Annotated in this window: 12 protein-coding genes and 1 pseudogene; 9 read left to right on the top strand and 4 right to left on the bottom strand. The window is 71.1% G+C overall.

All coding sequences use genetic code 11. The features are described 5' to 3' along the window. Positions 1–245: 245 nt before the first annotated feature. The 6 genes and pseudogenes from ACIBK8_RS01550 (at position 246) to ACIBK8_RS01525 (ending at position 9,377) form a co-directional block, all read left to right on the top strand. The gene (locus ACIBK8_RS01550; RefSeq protein WP_399039471.1) at positions 246–4,040 is read left to right on the top strand and encodes a multifunctional oxoglutarate decarboxylase/oxoglutarate dehydrogenase thiamine pyrophosphate-binding subunit/dihydrolipoyllysine-residue succinyltransferase subunit; all 3,795 of its coding nucleotides are present in this window, start codon (positions 246–248) and stop codon (positions 4,038–4,040) included. Positions 4,041–4,172: 132 nt separating this feature from the next. Then, entirely contained in the window at positions 4,173–4,352 is a 180-nt protein-coding gene (locus tag ACIBK8_RS01545) for a DUF6104 family protein (protein ID WP_227047229.1), read from the top strand. 150 nt (positions 4,353–4,502) lie between these two features. Then, positions 4,503–5,438, top strand: coding sequence for a DUF4097 domain-containing protein (locus ACIBK8_RS01540; protein WP_393682543.1), 936 nt, complete (start codon positions 4,503–4,505; stop codon positions 5,436–5,438). A 2-nt stretch (positions 5,439–5,440) separates the two neighbouring features. Next, on the top strand, positions 5,441–6,631 hold the full coding sequence (locus tag ACIBK8_RS01535) for a helix-turn-helix transcriptional regulator (protein ID WP_399039470.1): 1,191 nt from the start codon (positions 5,441–5,443) through the stop codon (positions 6,629–6,631). A gap of 392 nt (positions 6,632–7,023) precedes the next feature. After that, positions 7,024–7,884 (top strand): annotated as a pseudogene (locus tag ACIBK8_RS01530) (hypothetical protein); the annotation flags it as partial. A 785-nt stretch (positions 7,885–8,669) separates the two neighbouring features. Then, positions 8,670–9,377 (top strand): antibiotic biosynthesis monooxygenase, encoded by a 708-nt coding sequence (locus tag ACIBK8_RS01525; RefSeq protein WP_399039468.1) that lies wholly within the window; start codon positions 8,670–8,672, stop codon positions 9,375–9,377. 18 nt (positions 9,378–9,395) lie between these two features. On the opposite strand, the gene ACIBK8_RS01520 is transcribed toward ACIBK8_RS01525, so the two are convergent. From ACIBK8_RS01520 to ACIBK8_RS01510, 3 genes are all read right to left on the bottom strand, one after another. Beyond that, a complete protein-coding gene (locus ACIBK8_RS01520) occupies positions 9,396–10,076 on the bottom strand; it encodes a HutD family protein (protein WP_399039467.1) in 681 nt (226 codons plus the stop codon). After that, entirely contained in the window at positions 10,076–11,038 is a 963-nt protein-coding gene (locus ACIBK8_RS01515) for a zinc-binding dehydrogenase (protein ID WP_399039466.1), read from the bottom strand. The genes ACIBK8_RS01520 and ACIBK8_RS01515 overlap by 1 nt, the downstream gene beginning before the upstream one ends. A 167-nt stretch (positions 11,039–11,205) precedes the next feature. Next, positions 11,206–12,435, bottom strand: coding sequence for an NADP-dependent malic enzyme (locus ACIBK8_RS01510; protein ID WP_399039465.1), 1,230 nt, complete (start codon positions 12,433–12,435; stop codon positions 11,206–11,208). Between the two features lie 528 nt (positions 12,436–12,963). On the opposite strand from ACIBK8_RS01510, the gene ACIBK8_RS01505 reads away from it, so the two are divergent. The 3 genes from ACIBK8_RS01505 to ACIBK8_RS01495 are packed head-to-tail and all read left to right on the top strand — an operon-like array spanning position 12,964 to position 15,731. Further along, positions 12,964–13,938 carry an ABC transporter substrate-binding protein gene (locus tag ACIBK8_RS01505; RefSeq protein ID WP_399039464.1) on the top strand — a complete coding sequence of 325 codons (975 nt, stop codon included), beginning with the start codon at positions 12,964–12,966 and terminating at the stop codon, positions 13,936–13,938. Positions 13,939–13,992: 54 nt separating this feature from the next. Then, on the top strand, positions 13,993–14,931 hold the full coding sequence (locus ACIBK8_RS01500; protein ID WP_393682553.1) for an amino acid ABC transporter permease: 939 nt from the start codon (positions 13,993–13,995) through the stop codon (positions 14,929–14,931). A gap of 47 nt (positions 14,932–14,978) precedes the next feature. Next, positions 14,979–15,731: an amino acid ABC transporter ATP-binding protein gene (locus ACIBK8_RS01495; RefSeq protein ID WP_399039785.1), complete on the top strand. Its 753-nt coding sequence runs from the start codon at positions 14,979–14,981 to the stop codon at positions 15,729–15,731. An 82-nt stretch (positions 15,732–15,813) separates the two neighbouring features. On the opposite strand, the gene ACIBK8_RS01490 is transcribed toward ACIBK8_RS01495, so the two are convergent. After that, positions 15,814–16,575, bottom strand: coding sequence for a class I SAM-dependent methyltransferase (locus tag ACIBK8_RS01490; protein ID WP_399039463.1), 762 nt, complete (start codon positions 16,573–16,575; stop codon positions 15,814–15,816). Positions 16,576–16,634: the final 59 nt, after the last annotated feature.

Here is a 16,634-nt window from a genome sequence, read left to right as displayed (position 1 = left end):
GGTCGGTGGCGGAAGCACGCATCAGATGGCGCCTCGCGCCCGTCTGACGGGGTGCCGCGGCGCTGAGTCCTACCCTCACGCAGGCAAACCCCGTGTGTTTCCCGCCAAGTCATGCCTTGAAACCCATCGGTGAATGTGACGTGCGCGACGAGTGGCCCTCCCGGACTGCACCAATGGTCACAAGAGGCGTAGCCTTTATTCCCGCTGTCCACCACCTTAGGAAGCGGAAGAGGGCGGTTGCCGCCGTGTCGCCACAGTCCCCCAACAGCTCGAGCATCTCGACCGACCAAGACGGGCAGGGAAAGTCCCCTGCCGCTGCGTTCGGTGCAAATGAGTGGCTCGTCGACGAGATCTACCAGCAGTACCTCCAGGACCCGAACTCGGTAGACCGAGCCTGGTGGGACTTCTTCGCCGACTACAAGCCGGGCGGCGCCACCGCGCCCAGCCAGCCGGCGGAGGGCTCTGCCCCCGCTCCGGCCGCACCGGCGCAGTCCCCGACCCCGCCGGCCCAGCCGAAGCCCGCCGCCCAGGCCGCTCCGGCCGCACCGGCGAAGCCCGCGGCGAGCGCTCCGGCGCCCGCCCAGGCGGCTCCGGCCAAGGCCGCTCCGGCGAAGGCTCCGGCCGCGAAGCCCGCGGCCAAGCCCGCCGCGGCCGACGCCAAGGAGGCTCCGGCAGGTCCGGAGCTGGTCACCCTGCGCGGCCCGTCCGCCGCGGTCGCGAAGAACATGAACGCCTCGCTGGAGCTGCCGACGGCCACGTCCGTGCGCGCGGTGCCGGTGAAGCTGCTCTTCGACAACCGCATCGTCATCAACAACCACCTCAAGCGCGCCCGCGGTGGGAAGGTCTCCTTCACCCACCTCATCGGGTACGCGATGGTGCAGGCCCTCAAGGCCATGCCGTCGATGAACCACTCCTTCGCGGAGAAGGACGGCAAGCCGACGCTGGTCAAGCCCGAGCACGTCAACCTCGGTCTGGCCATCGACCTGGTGAAGCCGAACGGCGACCGCCAGCTCGTCGTCGCCGCCATCAAGAAGGCCGAGACGCTGACCTTCTTCGAGTTCTGGCAGGCCTACGAGGACATCGTCCGCCGGGCCCGCACCAACAAGCTGACGATGGAGGACTTCACCGGAGTCACCGCGTCGCTGACGAACCCGGGCGGCATCGGCACCGTCCACTCCGTGCCCCGCCTGATGCCCGGACAGGGCCTCATCATCGGCGTCGGCGCGATGGACTACCCCGCGGAGTTCCAGGGCACGTCGCAGGACGCCCTGAACAAGCTCGGTGTCTCCAAGGTCATGACGCTGACCAGCACGTACGACCACCGCGTGATCCAGGGCGCCGCCTCCGGCGAGTTCCTGCGCATCATGAGCCAGCTGCTGCTCGGCGAGAACGACTTCTTCGACGACATCTTCAAGTCGCTGCGGATCCCGTACGAGCCGGTCCGCTGGCTGCGCGACATCGACGTCTCCCACGACGACGACGTCACCAAGGCCGCGCGGGTCTTCGACCTGATCCACTCCTACCGGGTCCGCGGCCACGTCATGGCCGACACCGACCCGCTGGAGTACCACCAGCGCAAGCACCCCGACCTCGACATCATCGAGCACGGCCTCACTCTGTGGGACCTGGAGCGCGAGTTCGCGGTCGGCGGCTTCTCCGGCAAGACCATGATGAAGCTGCGCGACATCCTGGGCGTGCTGCGTGACTCGTACTGCCGCACCACCGGCATCGAGTTCATGCACATCCAGGACCCCAAGCAGCGCAAGTGGATCCAGGACCGGGTCGAGCGGACGCACAACTCCCCCGAGCGCGAGGAGCAGTTGCGCATCCTGCGCCGGCTGAACTCCGCCGAGGCGTTCGAGACCTTCCTGCAGACGAAGTACGTCGGCCAGAAGCGCTTCTCGCTGGAGGGCGGCGAGTCCGTCATCCCGCTGCTGGACGCGGTCATCGACTCCGCGGCCGAGTCGCGCCTCGACGAGGTCGTCATCGGCATGGCCCACCGCGGTCGGCTGAACGTCCTGGCGAACATCGTCGGCAAGTCGTACGCGCAGATCTTCCGGGAGTTCGAGGGCAACCTCGACCCGAAGTCGATGCACGGCTCCGGCGACGTGAAGTACCACCTGGGCCAGGAGGGCGTCTTCACCGGCCTGGACGGCGAGCAGATCAAGGTCTCGCTGGCCGCCAACCCCTCCCACCTGGAGGCCGTCGACCCGATCGTCGAGGGCATCGCGCGCGCCAAGCAGGACATCATCAACAAGGGCGGCACGGACTTCACGGTCCTGCCGGTCCAGCTGCACGGCGACGCGGCCTTCGCGGGCCAGGGCGTGGTCGCGGAGACGCTGAACATGTCGCAGCTGCGCGGCTACCGCTGCGGCGGCACCGTGCACATCGTCATCAACAACCAGGTCGGCTTCACCGCCGCACCGGAGTCGGCCCGCTCCTCCATGTACGCCACCGACGTGGCCCGCATGATCGAGGCGCCGATCTTCCACGTGAACGGTGACGACCCGGAGGCCGTGGTGCGCGTCGCGCGTCTCGCCTTCGAGTTCCGCCAGGCGTTCAACAAGGACGTCGTCATCGACCTGATCTGCTACCGCCGTCGCGGCCACAACGAGTCGGACAACCCGGCGTTCACGCAGCCGCTGATGTACGACCTGATCGACAAGAAGCGTTCGGTGCGCAAGCTCTACACCGAGTCGCTCATCGGCCGTGGCGACATCACGCTGGAAGAGGCCGAGCAGGCGCTGCAGGACTTCCAGGGCCAGCTGGAGAAGGTCTTCACGGAGGTCCGCGAGGCCACCACGGCTCCGGCCACCCCCGAGGTGCCGCAGCCGCAGGCCGAGTTCCCGGTGTTCGTGGACACCGCGATCTCCCAGGAGGTCGTCAAGCGGATCGCCGAGTCGCAGGTCAACATCCCCGAGCGGGTCACCGTCCACCCGCGCCTGCTGCCCCAGCTGCAGCGCCGCGCGGCCCAGGTGGAGGACGGCACGATCGACTGGGGCATGGGCGAGACCCTGGCCATCGGTTCGCTGCTGATGGAGGGCACCCCGGTCCGGCTCGCCGGACAGGACTCCCGCCGCGGCACCTTCGGCCAGCGTCACGCGGTCCTCATCGACCGGGAGACCGGCGACGACTACACCCCGCTGCTCTACCTCTCCGATGACCAGGCACGCTTCAACGTCTACGACTCGCTGCTCAGCGAGTACGCGGCGATGGGCTTCGAGTACGGCTACTCGCTGGCGCGCCCGGAGTCGCTGGTCATGTGGGAGGCGCAGTTCGGTGACTTCGCCAACGGCGCGCAGACCGTCATCGACGAGTTCATCTCGTCCGCCGAGCAGAAGTGGGGCCAGACCTCAGGCGTCACCCTGCTGCTGCCGCACGGCTACGAGGGCCAGGGCCCGGACCACTCGTCGGCCCGGATCGAGCGCTTCCTCCAGCTGTGCGCGCAGAACAACATGACGGTCGCCATGCCCACGCTGCCGTCGAACTACTTCCACCTGCTGCGCTGGCAGGTCCACAACCCGCACCACAAGCCGCTGGTCGTCTTCACCCCGAAGTCGATGCTGCGTCTGAAGGCCGCGGCGTCGAAGGCGGAAGAGTTCACCACCGGCGGCTTCCGCCCGGTGATCGGCGACAGCACGGTCGACGCGAGCGCCGTCCGCAAGGTGATCTTCTGCTCCGGCAAGGTCTACTACGACCTGGAGGCGGAGCGGGAGAAGCGCGGCGCGAACGACGTCGCCATCGTCCGCATCGAGCGGCTGTACCCGCTGCCCGGCAAGGAACTCCAGGCGGAGATCGCCAAGTTCCCGAACGCCGGTAAGTACCTGTGGGTCCAGGAGGAGCCGGCCAACCAGGGCGCCTGGCCGTTCCTCGGTCTGAACCTCATCGACCACCTCGACCTGGCCGTCGGTGCCGACGTCCCGCACAACGAGCGTCTGCGCCGCATCTCGCGTCCGCACGGCTCGTCCCCGGCCGTCGGTTCCGCCAAGCGTCACCAGGCGGAGCAGGCCCAGCTCATCGCCGAGGCGTTCGACGCGTAGCCGAGCGCTCCGGTAGTTCCGGGCACCCGGCAAGGGCCCGCCCCCGCGGTTGCGGGGGCGGGCCCTTCGCCGTGCCCCCGCAGCCCTGCCTATCCTGGCCGGGAACGTCCCATGACCCCTGGTGGAGAGCACGTGTATTTCACTGACCGCGGCATCGAAGAGCTGGAGAGCCGGCGTGGCGAGGAGGAGGTCACCCTCGGGTGGCTGTCCGAGCAGCTGCGCACCTTCGTGGACCTGAACCCGGACTTCGAGGTGCCGGTGGAGCGGCTGGCCACCTGGCTGGCACGGCTCGACGACGAGGACGACGAGTAGGAGGACGCACGGTACCGCCGTCCGCCTCCTGGCCGGCCGGGACGGAGCGGGCGGCTGCCGTCAGCCGCTTGACTTCCCCGATCCGCGATATATCGTGTCTAGCGAGACGCGATATGTTGCGTTGCCATGTCCAGCCAGGGGAGGCCCGGAATGTCCAGGAACGAGCGGTCGCGATATCCGATCCAGGTGGACGGGCCACGCACCCTGGAGATCGAGGAACCCGTCGGCGCGCTGAACGTCCGGGTGTACGGCGGCACGGTCAACGTCGTCGGCACCTCCGACGGCAGCCCGGCCCGCCTGGAGGTCGGCGAACTGCACGGCACGCCCCTGACGGTCTCGTACGAGGACGGCGCCCTCACCGTCGCCTACGAAGACCTGCCGTGGAAGGGCTTCCTGAAGCTCTTCGACCGCAAGGCGTGGAACCGTAGCGCGGTGATCTCGGTGACGGTGCCCGCGGCCACCCGCGTCGAGGTGGGTGTCGTCGGCGCGAGCGCGGTGGTCTCCGGCATCGCGGGACGCACCGACGTCCGCGGGGTGACGGGCGACAGCACCCTGGTCGGGCTGACCGGCGAGGTGCGCGCGGAGACCGTGTCGGGCAACGTCGAGGCCCAGGCGGTCACCGGTGACCTGCGGTTCCACTCCGTCTCGGGGGATCTGACCGTCATCGACGGCGCCGGCGGTGCGGTGCACGCCGGCTCCGTCAGCGGCGACATGGTGCTCGACCTCGACCCGTCGGCCAAGGGCACCGACATCCAACTGACCAGCGTCTCCGGCGAGGTGGCCATCCGGCTGCCGGACCCGGCCGACGCGACGGTGGAGGCCAACACCACCAGCGGCACGGTCTCCAACGCCTTCGACAGCCTGCGGGTCGGCAGCCAGTGGGGCGCGAAGAGCATCACCGGAGCGCTCGGCGCCGGCACCGGCACGCTGAAGGTCACCACCGTCTCCGGCGGCCTCGCGCTGCTGCGCCGCCCGTCGTTCGACGGCCCGCGTCCCGGCGCCACCGAGGCCCCTGGACCGTACGCCGCCCCCGGTCCGCGCGGCGCCGCCCCCGCGGACCGGCCTGAAGAGAAGAAGGTGCTCTGAGCATGCCCCCCGTCTTCGCCCATGGCCGCCTCCGCCTCTACCTCCTCAAGCTGCTCGACGAGGCCCCCCGGCACGGCTACGAAATCATCCGCCTCCTGGAGGAACGCTTCCAGGGCCTCTACGCCCCCTCGGCCGGCACCGTCTACCCGCGGCTGGCCAAGCTGGAGACCGAGGGCCTAGTCACCCATGCGACCGAAGGCGGACGCAAGGTCTACTCGATCACCGAGGCGGGCCGGGCCGAACTCGCCGACCGCAGCGGCGAACTGACCGAACTCGAACGGGAGATAGGCGAGTCGGTGGCCGCGCTGGCCTCCGACATCCGCGAGGACGTCAGCGGCTCGGCCCGCGATCTGCGCCGCGAGATCCGGGAGGCGGCACAACAGGCCAGAGCCGCATCGGGCCGCAGCCGCCGGGCGTCGGAAGGCGCGGCGGGGGACGGCCCGCGGGCGGACGCCGGTACCGGTGAGGGCGAGGGTGTACCGCCGTACCCCGACCTTTCCTCCTTCTTCGACGGCACATACGGCGACAAGGAAGCCTGGCGGCAGGCGAAGGAGGAGTTCCGGCGCGCCAAGGAGGAGTGGAAGGAACAGGCGCGGCGGGCGAAGGACGAGAGCCGACGGGCCAAGCAGGACGCCCAGCGGGCCCGTAAGCAGGCCAAGGACGCGCAGGCATACGCCCGCGATGAGGTGCAGCGGGTCATCAAGCGGGTCCAGGAGCAGACGCAGGACCATGTCCGCTCAGGCGACTGGTCCGGCGCGGTCCGCGAGGCGCTGTCCGAGGTCTCCCGCGAGGTCGGCCGCTTCACGAACGGCACGGCGGGCGACCGTGAGGAGGGTGCGTCCGGGGCGGCGAACGGCGACACCCGGGTGACGGTCGAGCGCATCGATCTGGCCAAGGAGACGCAGGATCAGGAGGCCGGGTCACCGGCCGCCCCGCCGGCGCCGGAGTGGGCCGATGAACCCCTCGGCACCGATCCGGCCCGCGACTTCGACCGGCTGCTCGACCGCTTCCGCGACGACCTGCGGGACGCCGCGCGCGATCACGGCGTCACCGGCGAGCAGCTGCGGGACGCCCGCCGCCGCCTGTCGACGGCCGCCGCCCACATCGGCGCCCTGCTGCGGGATCCGGAACGGTACGCCTCGGCGGCGGAGCCGGACCAGGAGACGGGGGCGGGCTCGGGCTCGAAGGAGTAGCGGGGGCGCGGATGCGGCGGGCTCCGGGGGCAGGTGGCGGCAACGGCGGGGCGGCTCCCGGGGGCCGCCCCGAGCCTCCGGTGCCCGCCCGCCGGGGCCAACCACTCGCCGATTACGGAGAGTTGCTTACGGCAGGCAGGATTCACGGCGCGTAATCGGGGAACGTCATCAATCGCACGGCTTTTCGTCCGGCACCGGTCCCGAGGGCATCCCCCGGCCACCCGGCATCCGGGTCGGCGGCCGTGTGCCGGGCCCGGACGAGCCGCGAGGCTCGCCCCCGCCCGGACCCGTACGGCACGTCCCGGCACAGGGGACCGGCCCAGGCCCCTCGGGCGCGCCTCACCGCCAACTGCCCCTGTCTGCACGCACCGTGAAGGCCATGAGGTACAGCGATGTCGGATTACCTTTCGGTCGCCCGCCGGATGTGGCATCAGCTCGAACCGCTGCACGCCACCCTCTACTCCGCCCCCGAGGCCCTCCGGGTCGCGGCGGGCCTCGGCTTCGACACCACGTCACGCTGGCCCCGCTATTTCGCCTGGCGCACGGCCCCCTTGGGCGCCGCGGGCCCCGAGTTGGTGGCCGCGACGTACTACACGTTCAGCCCGCGTCTGATCGCCCAGCACATTCCGCGGATCTGGTCGACGGCCGGTCCCGCCGAGGTGCTGGACGCGCGGCTGCGGGCGGTCGACCAGGTGCTGTCCCGGCTGCTCGGCGACCGGCTGAGCTGCGGCCAGCTCGCCGAGGCCGCAGGTCTCGCCCGCCGGGCCGCCGAGAACGCCGGCACGACGGCCCGCCCGCTTGCCGCCGCCAACCTCGATCTGCCCTGGCCCGAGGCTCCGCACCTGATGCTGTGGCAGTCCGCCACGGTCTTGCGCGAGCACCGCGGCGACGGCCATCTGGCGGCGCTGCTGACCTGCGGCCTCGACCCGTGCGAAGCGCTGGTCTCACACGCCGCGACGGGCGCCGGGGCCGACCGCGGCTGGGCCGCCCCGGAGTCCGCCGCCGCCCGCGGCTGGAGCGCCCAGGAGTGGAGCGACGCCCATGACCGGCTCGCCGCCCGCGGCTGGATCGCCCCGGACGGCAGCGCGACCCTCCGTGGCCGCAGGGAACGCGCGGCCCTGGAGCAGCTGACGGACCAACTGGCGGCGGGCCCTTGGCGGGCCCTGGGCCGCGCCCGCGCCGAACGGCTGGCGCACCTGCTCCGCCCACTGGCCGACGCGGTCTTCGCCGCGGGCATCCTGACGCCGGACAGCGCCCCACCGAAAGGCACGGCACCGGGACGTACGACACCGGAGGGCCCACCGCCGGGAGGCGCGCTACCAGGAGACACACCGCAGCAGGGAGGCACACCGCAAGGAGGCATCCCCGCGGGCTTGCTGCCCGGCGAGGTCCCCGGCGCCAGGGCCTCCCATGACACGCTCACCCGCGCGACGACCCCCGGCAGAGCGACGGCGGACGGCCCGGTTCCGGGCTGCTTCCTCCCGAACGTACCGACACCGAACACGCCGATGCCGAACACGCCGATGCCGAGCGAGCCGATGCCGAACATGCCGACACCGAACGCGTCGGCACCGGACAGGCCGACACCCCACGATCCGGCACCCGACGAGCCGATACCGGCCGGGGCGGCCCCGGCCGGAACGGCACCCGCGTGCCCCGCCTGGGCGTCGAGCCCCTAGGTCCTGTCGTCGAACTCCCGTCTGCCCCGCGACGCCTGGCACGCACGCTCGCCGCGTTGTCGGGATCTCCCCGGTACACCCAGTACCGGGAAGACCCTCCGCCTTGCGAGCGCACGCACCAGACGCCGCGGGGCCTGCCCTCCGGGCAGACGACGCGAGTTCGACGACAGGACCTAGGCACCACACCCGCCCGGCCCTCCGCGAAGGGCGCCCGTCACCGCCCGGCCCGCACGCCGCCGGCCGGGCAGTCACAGCCGCGACCACACGGGACGTGACGCCCCGCCCCCATCCCCCTTGACCTCAAGCGCACTTCAGGGACGAAGCTCCGAAGCACCACGCACCGCAGAACGGAGCACCCCATGACCCGCACCACCGCCTTCCCCGACGTACGGCGCGCCGACGCAGGCACCGCCCTGATCAGCTCCTGGATCGTTCCCGACCCGGCCGTGCAGACCGCCGCGGCCGACGCGGTCATCGCCGCCTGGGACGGCCAGGAGCGGCCCGACGCGATGCTCTCGCTGACCGCGTTCCTGAGCGCGGACGGCAGCCACGTACTCCATTACGCGCAGTGGACCGACGACGAGGCACACCTGGCCTGGGCGCGTGCCCGGCGGGCGGCGGCCATCAGCCCGATCGACGAGGCGATCCCCGGCATCCGGCGCCCCGGCCTGGTGCGCTACCGGCGCCACCGCAGCCACCTGCCCGCGGTGGCGTCGGGCGGGGCGCCGGCCCTGCTGGTCACCCCCACGTTCGGCACGTCGGGGCCCGACACCCAGCGGGTCCTGGCCGACACCGTGCTGGACGTGCTGGCCGACGCGCAGGTGCCGGGCCTGCTGGGCGCGCACTTCCATCTGAGCCAGGACGGCAGCCGCGTCCTCAACTACGCGGAGTGGGAGAGCAGTTCGGCGTGGCGCGCATTCGCCGACGGCAGCGTGTCGGCGCGGCTCGCCGGGATCATCGCGGGGCTGCCGGGCGTGACCATCACGAACGCGTCATCGGGCCCGCCGCACTACCGCCTGCACCACAGCCTGGTGAATGTGGCCCCGCCCACGCGCGCCACGGCCTGACGGGGCACACCCCAACGGTCAGCAGTCCGTCCTGGCCGTCCTGCCCGCCCCGTCCGCCTCATCCATCCCATCCGCCCCGTCCACCGCGAGCGTGATCACCGCGGCGACGCCCTCCGTCCGCAGCTCCGCCGACCAGTCGCCGGGGAGCAACGCGGCGTCGAAGCGGCCGAGTTGCGCCAGGGACTCGCCGCCCGCCGCGGGGGCCGCGGGCCCGGCCGTCACCGCGGTGCCGCCCGCCAGGGCCACCACCAGCACCTCCCGCCCCTCCCCCGGCGGCACCTCCCCCGCACCCCGTACGATCTCGACGCTCGCCCGCGCGCGTCCCTCCCGCAGCATCACGTTGAGGTTCACGATCGGTCCTTCCAGAAGGCGGCAGCCGGTGGGTGCGGCCCCGGGGAAGGCGAACGGGCGGAAGCGTCCCGGCAGTTGGTGCGGGCTGCCGTCGACCGTCAGCTCCGCGCCCGCGCCCTCGACGACGGTCAGGATCCGGCGGACGCCGGGCAGCGGCGAGTACGGGCCGTCCCGGGTGACGTCGGCCAGGCTCACCCGCCAGTCGAAGGCGTCCCAGCCCGCGCCCTGCGGGCGGACGGCGACCTCGCGGGTCACCCCGCCGCCGTTGCTCCAGGGCGCGGCGGCCCGCCCGTCGGCCCGCAACACCCGCATCCCGCCGTGCACTTCGTCCTCGTCCGTCCGCCGCATCAGACCGTCAGCACGACCTTGCCGAACAGCTCGCCGTCGGCCATCTTGGCGAAGCCCTCGCGCGCCCGGTCCAGCGGCAGCGTCGAGTCGATCACCGGGCGGACGCCCTTGGCGGCGCAGAAGCTGAGCAGCGAGGCCAGTTCGTCCTTGCTGCCCATGGTGGAGCCGACGACCTTCAGCTCCAGGAAGAAGATCCGGTTGAGTTCGGTGCGGTCGGGATGGAATCCGCTGGTGGCGCCGGAGATGACCAGGGTGCCGCCGGGGCGCAGCGACCGGATCGAGTGCGACCAGGTGGCGGCGCCGACCGTCTCGATCACCGCGTCCATCTTCTGCGGCAGCCGCTCACCGCTGCCGAACGCCGCCTCGGCGCCCAGCTGTTCGGCCCGCTTCCGCTTGCCCTCGTCGCGGCTGGTGGCGAACACCCGGAGCCCGGCCGCGGCGCCCAGCGCGATGGCCGCGGTGGCCACGCCGCCGCCCGCGCCCTGGACGAGGACGCTGTCGCCCGGCCGCACCCCGGCGTTGGTGAAGAGCATGCGGTACGCGGTGAGCCAGGCCGTGGGCAGGCAGGCGGCCTCTTCGAAGGTCAGCTCCGGCGGCTTGGGCAGCACGTTCCAGGTGGGCACGGCGACCTGTTCGGCGAAGGTGCCCTGGTAGCGCTCGGTGAGGATGGAGCGCGGCTCTCCGGGGCCGACGCCGTGGCCGGTCTGCCCGATGACGGAGTGCAGAACGACGTCGTTGCCGTCCGCGTCGGTGCCGGCGGCGTCGCAGCCGAGGATCATCGGCAGCGCTTCCTCGCCGAGCCCCACGCCGCGCAGCGACCAGAGGTCGTGGTGGTTGAGGGAGGCGGCCTTGACGTTGACGGTGGTCCAGCCGGGGCGTGCCTCGGGGGCCGGGCGCTCGCCCAGTTCGAGGCCGTTCAGGGGCTGGTCGCGGTCGATGCGGGCGGCGTAGGCAGCAAACATGATCCCAAAGTAGGCCGCCGGTGCGCACCGCGGTACCGGGCGCGGGTGTGACGCGCGCCGCGCCCTCGCCGCCCCGGGACGCGTACGGCAGCGGGCCGGGCCCGCACCCGTCACAGGTGCGGACCCGGCCCGTCGTGTCACGGCGGTTGGTCCGCCGGGCGCTGCGGTCAGCGCCGGGCGACGCCTTCGGCGCGGGCGGCTGCCGCGACGGCCGCGGTCACGGCCGGGGCGACCCGCTCGTCGAACGGCGAGGGGATGACGCAGTCGGCGCTCAGCTCGTCGGCGACGACGGCGGCCAGCGCCTCGGCGGCGGCGAGCTTCATGCCTTCGGTGATCCGCGAGGCCCGCACCTGGAGGGCGCCGGCGAAGATGCCGGGGAAGGCCAGCACGTTGTTGATCTGGTTGGGGTAGTCGCTGCGGCCGGTGGCGACGACGGCCGCGTACTTCTGGGCGACGTCCGGGTGGATCTCCGGGTTGGGGTTGGCCATCGCGAAGATCAGCGAGTTCTCCGCCATCTTCGCCACCGCCGCCTCGGGGACCGTGCCACCGGAGACGCCGATGAAGACGTCGGCGCCGTCCAGGGCGTCCTCCAGGGAGCCGGTGAGCTTGCCCTTGTTCGTGAAGCCGGCCACCTCGCGCTTGACGACGGTGAGGTCGGTCCGGTCAGCCGAGACCACGCCCTTGCGGTCGCAGACCGCGACGTCGCCGATGCCCGCCTCGATGAGGATCTTGGCGATGGCGACACCGGCCGCGCCGGCGCCCGAGATGACGGCACGCAGCTGGCCGAGCGAACGGCCGGTGAGCGTGGCGGAGTTGCGCAGGGCGGCCAGCGTGACGACGGCGGTGCCGTGCTGGTCGTCGTGGAAGACCGGGATGTCCAGCCGTTCCTGGAGCTTGCGCTCGATCTCGAAGCACCGGGGAGCGGAGATGTCCTCCAGGTTGACGCCGCCGAAGGAGGGCGCCAGCCGGACGACGGTCTCGACGATCTCGTCGGCGTCGGTGGTGGCGAGCGCGATCGGCACCGCGTCCACACCGCCGAACTGCTTGAAGAGGATGGCCTTGCCCTCCATCACGGGGAGGGATGCCTCCGGGCCGATGTCGCCCAGGCCCAGCACCGCGGTGCCGTCCGTGACGACCGCGACGACCTGGGACTTCCACGTGTAGTCGTGGACCAGCTCGGGCTGCTCGGCGATGGCGCTGCACACCTTGGCGACGCCCGGTGTGTAGGCGAGGGACAGGTCGTCCCTGTCGCGGACCGGGACGGTGGCCTGAATAGCCATCTTGCCGCCGCGATGCAGCGCGAAAGCCGGGTCGAAGAAGGTGTCGGAAGCACTGTCCGCACTCTCGTCCGCGCCGGTATTGCTGTCGCTGCGAGGATTGACGATCTCCGCTGCCACTTGGTGAACCCCTTTATTCGTAAATCAATTGAGGGTGACCACTCCCTGGTTAAGGGGTGGGCGGGCACCGCGCCCGTGCCCTGCGTGACGGATGGCCGCCGCGCGGGGGGAGGTACGGACGCCGGGCGCGCCGCACACGCGCCCTGAGCCCCGGATGAGGGGTGTAGCGCACCTTTCTACCGGACGGGCGCGGGCCCCGACGAGTCGGATTCGTTACCTCGCCCCCGGACGCTCCGACAATAGGGCTGAAAGGGATGAAAAGGCGGAAGGTTGTCGCATGGTGTCCACATCCCGAGACGTCGCGCGGCGGTCCCCCGGCGCCCCTCCGTGCCCGCATCCGGGCAGCGTCACGGGAGTTCGACGGCGCGGCCCACGGCACCCTCGTCCGTTATCCGATTTTGACCTGAACGGCAGTCCGAATACCGGATCCCTGATGGCAGGATTCCGTCATCAACCGAGGTCGTGGCGCCCCCAACGCCTCCCCCGGACGCTGCCCATCGGTTTTCTCCCATTCGCAGGAGGATCAGCATGACCGCACGCACCACCCGTCGCACGGCCTCCGGCAGGTCTCGTTCAGCCGTGGCCGGCGCGACCGCGGTCGCGGCCTCGCTGCTGCTGCTCACGGGCTGCGGCGACCAGACCGACGCGGCCATCGCCAAGCGCGACGCGCAGAAGAACCGCGACACCAGCGCCCCTCTCTACAAGCTGCTCCCCAAGGACATCCAGGAGAAGGGCCTGATACAGGTCGGCTCGGACATCACCTACAAGCCGGTGGAGTTCCGCAGCAACGGCGCGATCGAGGGCATCGACCCCGATCTGGGCGCGGCGCTCGGCAAGGAGCTGGGGGTCAAGCTCAACTTCAACAACGCCACCTTCGACACCCTCATGGGCGGCATGAAGTCCCGCCGCTACGACATCGCGATGTCGGCGATGACCGACACCCGCGAGCGCCAGCAGGGCATCGACAGCACCACGGGCAAGAAGATCGGTGAGGGTGTCGACTTCATCGACTACCTCGACGTCGGCGTCTCGATCTACACCCGCAAGGGCAAGTCCCAGGGCATCGACGGCTGGGACGCGCTGTGCGGCAAGAAGATCGCGGTGCAGCGCGGCACCGTCTCGCACGACCTGGCCAAGGACCAGTCGAAGAAGTGCGAGAAGAACGGCGAATCGCCCATCGCGATGGAGGCGTTCGACAACGACTCCGAGGCCCAGACCCGGCTGCGTACCGGCGGCGTGGACGCCGTGTCCAGCGACTATCCGGTCGCCGCGTACGCGGTGAAGGTCTCCGGCCACGGCAACGACTTCCAGATGGTCGGCGGCGCGCCGGTCAAGGCCGCGCCGTACGGCATCGCCGTGCCCAAGGGCCACGAGACGCTGCGCGACGCCCTCAAGGCGGCGCTGGAGAAGGCTCTCCAGGACGGCACGTACGCCAAGGTCCTCCACAAGTGGGACGTCAAGGACGCGGCGGTCAAGGACGTGAAGCTCAACGGCGGCTCCTGAGCCGCCGCCGCACTCCCCCGCGCCACTCCCGCCGAACGCTGAAAGGCAGCACCCGTGTCAGTTGACGTCGACAAGTCGGACCGGTCACCGGCCGGCGCACCGCCCCCACCCCCGTCCATCAAAGCGATACCCGTGCGCCATTACGGGCGCTGGGTGGCCGCGGTCCTCGTCATCGCCGTGCTCGCGCTGCTCGGCCGGGCCTTCGCCACCGGGAACGTCAACTGGGACGCCATCCCGGAGTACCTCTTCAACGCGGACATCCTCAAGGGCCTGCGCAACACCCTGCTGATCACCGTGCTCTCGATGATCATCGGCATCGTGCTCGGCGTGATCCTCGCGGTGATGCGCCAGTCCAAGAACCCGGTGACCTCGACCGTCGCGTGGTTCTACGTCTGGTTCTTCCGCGGGACGCCGGTCTACGTCCAGCTGTTCCTGTGGTTCAACCTCGGCCTGGTCTTCCAGTACATCGACATCATGCCGATCTACAAGGACGAGTGGTCGGACTTCATGACGCCGTTCCTGTGCGCGCTGCTGGGCCTCGGGCTCAACGAGGCCGCGTACATGGCGGAGATCTGCCGAGCCGGCCTGAACGCGGTCGACGAGGGCCAGACCGAGGCGGCACACGCGCTGGGCATGAGCCACGGCAAGACGCTGCGCCGGATCATCGTGCCGCAGGCCATGCGGGTGATCGTGCCGCCGACCGGCAACGAGGTCATCAACATGCTCAAGACCTCGTCGCTGGTCATCGCCGTCCAGTACTACGACCTGTTGCAGGCCGCGCAGAACGTCGGCCGTGACTCCGGCGTCGTCGTCGAGATGCTGATCCTGGCCGCCGCCTGGTACCTCATCGCGACGACCGTCCTGAGCATCGGCCAGTACTACCTGGAGCGCTACTACGCCCGCGGCTCCAGCCGCCAGCTGCCGCCCACTCCGCTCCAGCGCGCCAAGGCGAAGCTGTCCGGCGGCTTCCACCGCGCCGGAGGTGCCGCATGACCACCACGAAGTCCACCAGCAAGACGGCCGGGGCGTCCGGCGCCCCGATGGTCAAGGCCGAGAACGTCCACAAGTCCTTCGGCGCGGCCCACATCCTCAAGGGCATCGACCTCGAAGTGGCGCCCAAGGAGGTCTTCTGCCTGATCGGCCCGTCAGGATCCGGCAAGTCGACGTTCCTGCGCTGCATCAACCACCTGGAGAAGGTCAACGCGGGCCGCCTGTCGGTCGACGGCGAGCTGGTCGGCTACCGCGAGCACAACGGCAAGCTCTACGAGCTGCGCGACCGCGAAGTGGCCGCCCGCAGGCGGGACATCGGCATGGTCTTCCAGCGCTTCAACCTCTTCCCGCACATGACCGCGGTGGAGAACATCATGGAGGCGCCGATCCAGGTCAAGGGCGAGTCCAAGGCCACGGCCCGGGAGCGCGCGACCAAGCTGCTGGACCGCGTCGGCCTGTCCGACAAGGCGGCCAACTACCCCTCGCAGCTCTCCGGCGGCCAGCAGCAGCGGGTCGCCATCGCCCGCGCGCTGGCGATGGAGCCGAAGCTGATGCTCTTCGACGAGCCGACGTCGGCGCTCGACCCCGAGCTGGTCGGCGACGTCCTGGACGTCATGAAGGACCTGGCGGCCGACGGCATGACGATGGTCGTCGTCACGCACGAGATGGGCTTCGCCCGCGAGGTCGGCGATTCGCTGGTCTTCATGGACGACGGCGTGGTCGTCGAGTCGGGCCACCCGCGCGACGTCCTGGGCGACCCGCAGCACGAGCGCACCAAGTCGTTCCTGTCCAAGGTGCTCTGAGCCCGGCGCGGCCGGCACACGACAAAGGCGGTACGGCCCGTGCGGGCGCGTACCGCCTTCGTCGTTCAGGGTCGGCCGGGCGCTACTTCAGGCCCAGCACCAGCGCGTCCGACGGGGAGCGCCACACGGTCCGCGCCTCGCCGAACCCGGAGTCGCGCAGCACCTGGGCGTGCCACTGCGCGGAGGGGGTGTCACCGTCCGCGTGCTCGCCGTAGATCTCGAACCGCTCGGCGGTCGGCGCGGCCAGCTGCGGGTCGGCAGCCGCCAGTTGCCACCAGTCCGCCCAGTCGACCGCGCCGGCTTCCCTGGCCCGGTCCATCCGCGCGTGGCGCTGCGCCCGGTCCGCGGCGTTGATCCGCGGCGTGCTCTCCTCCGGCATGTGGTCGGCGTTCATGAACACGCCGCCGTCCCGCACCAGGCGGCCCACCTGCCCGTAGAGGCCGCGCAGGTCCTCGGTGTGCAGCCAGTGCAGCGCGGTGGCGGTGAGCACCGCGTCGTAGGAGTCGTGCGGCAACGCATCCGTCCAGGCCGGGTCCTTGAGATCGGCTCGTACGAAGCGGACCCGGGACTCGCCGGCGAAGTACCCTTCCGCGATGGCCAGCAGCGCGGGATCCAGATCGACACCCACGCTCTCGGCGTCCGGGAACCGCTTGAGCAGCCGGTCGGAGATACTGCCCGTGCCGCAGGCGAGGTCGAGGACGCGGGGCGCGGTGCCCACCAGGGCTTCGACCATGTCGAGCATGACCCGGAACCGCTCCTCGCGGTCGGGCATGTACCACTCCTGCTGGCGGTCCCAGCTGTCCTGCCATCCCTGCCAGTCGGCGCCCGCGATGGTCTCGGTCATCACAACCCCTTTAGCTTGTAATACCCTCGTAGCCATAACGCCTATTACGGCTCCCTGCT

This window comes from Streptomyces sp. NPDC050161 (assembly GCF_044460025.1).
In the GTDB taxonomy this organism is placed as follows: Bacteria; Actinomycetota; Actinomycetes; order Streptomycetales; family Streptomycetaceae; genus Streptomyces.
This window is presented reverse-complemented; position numbering and strand designations above follow the sequence as displayed.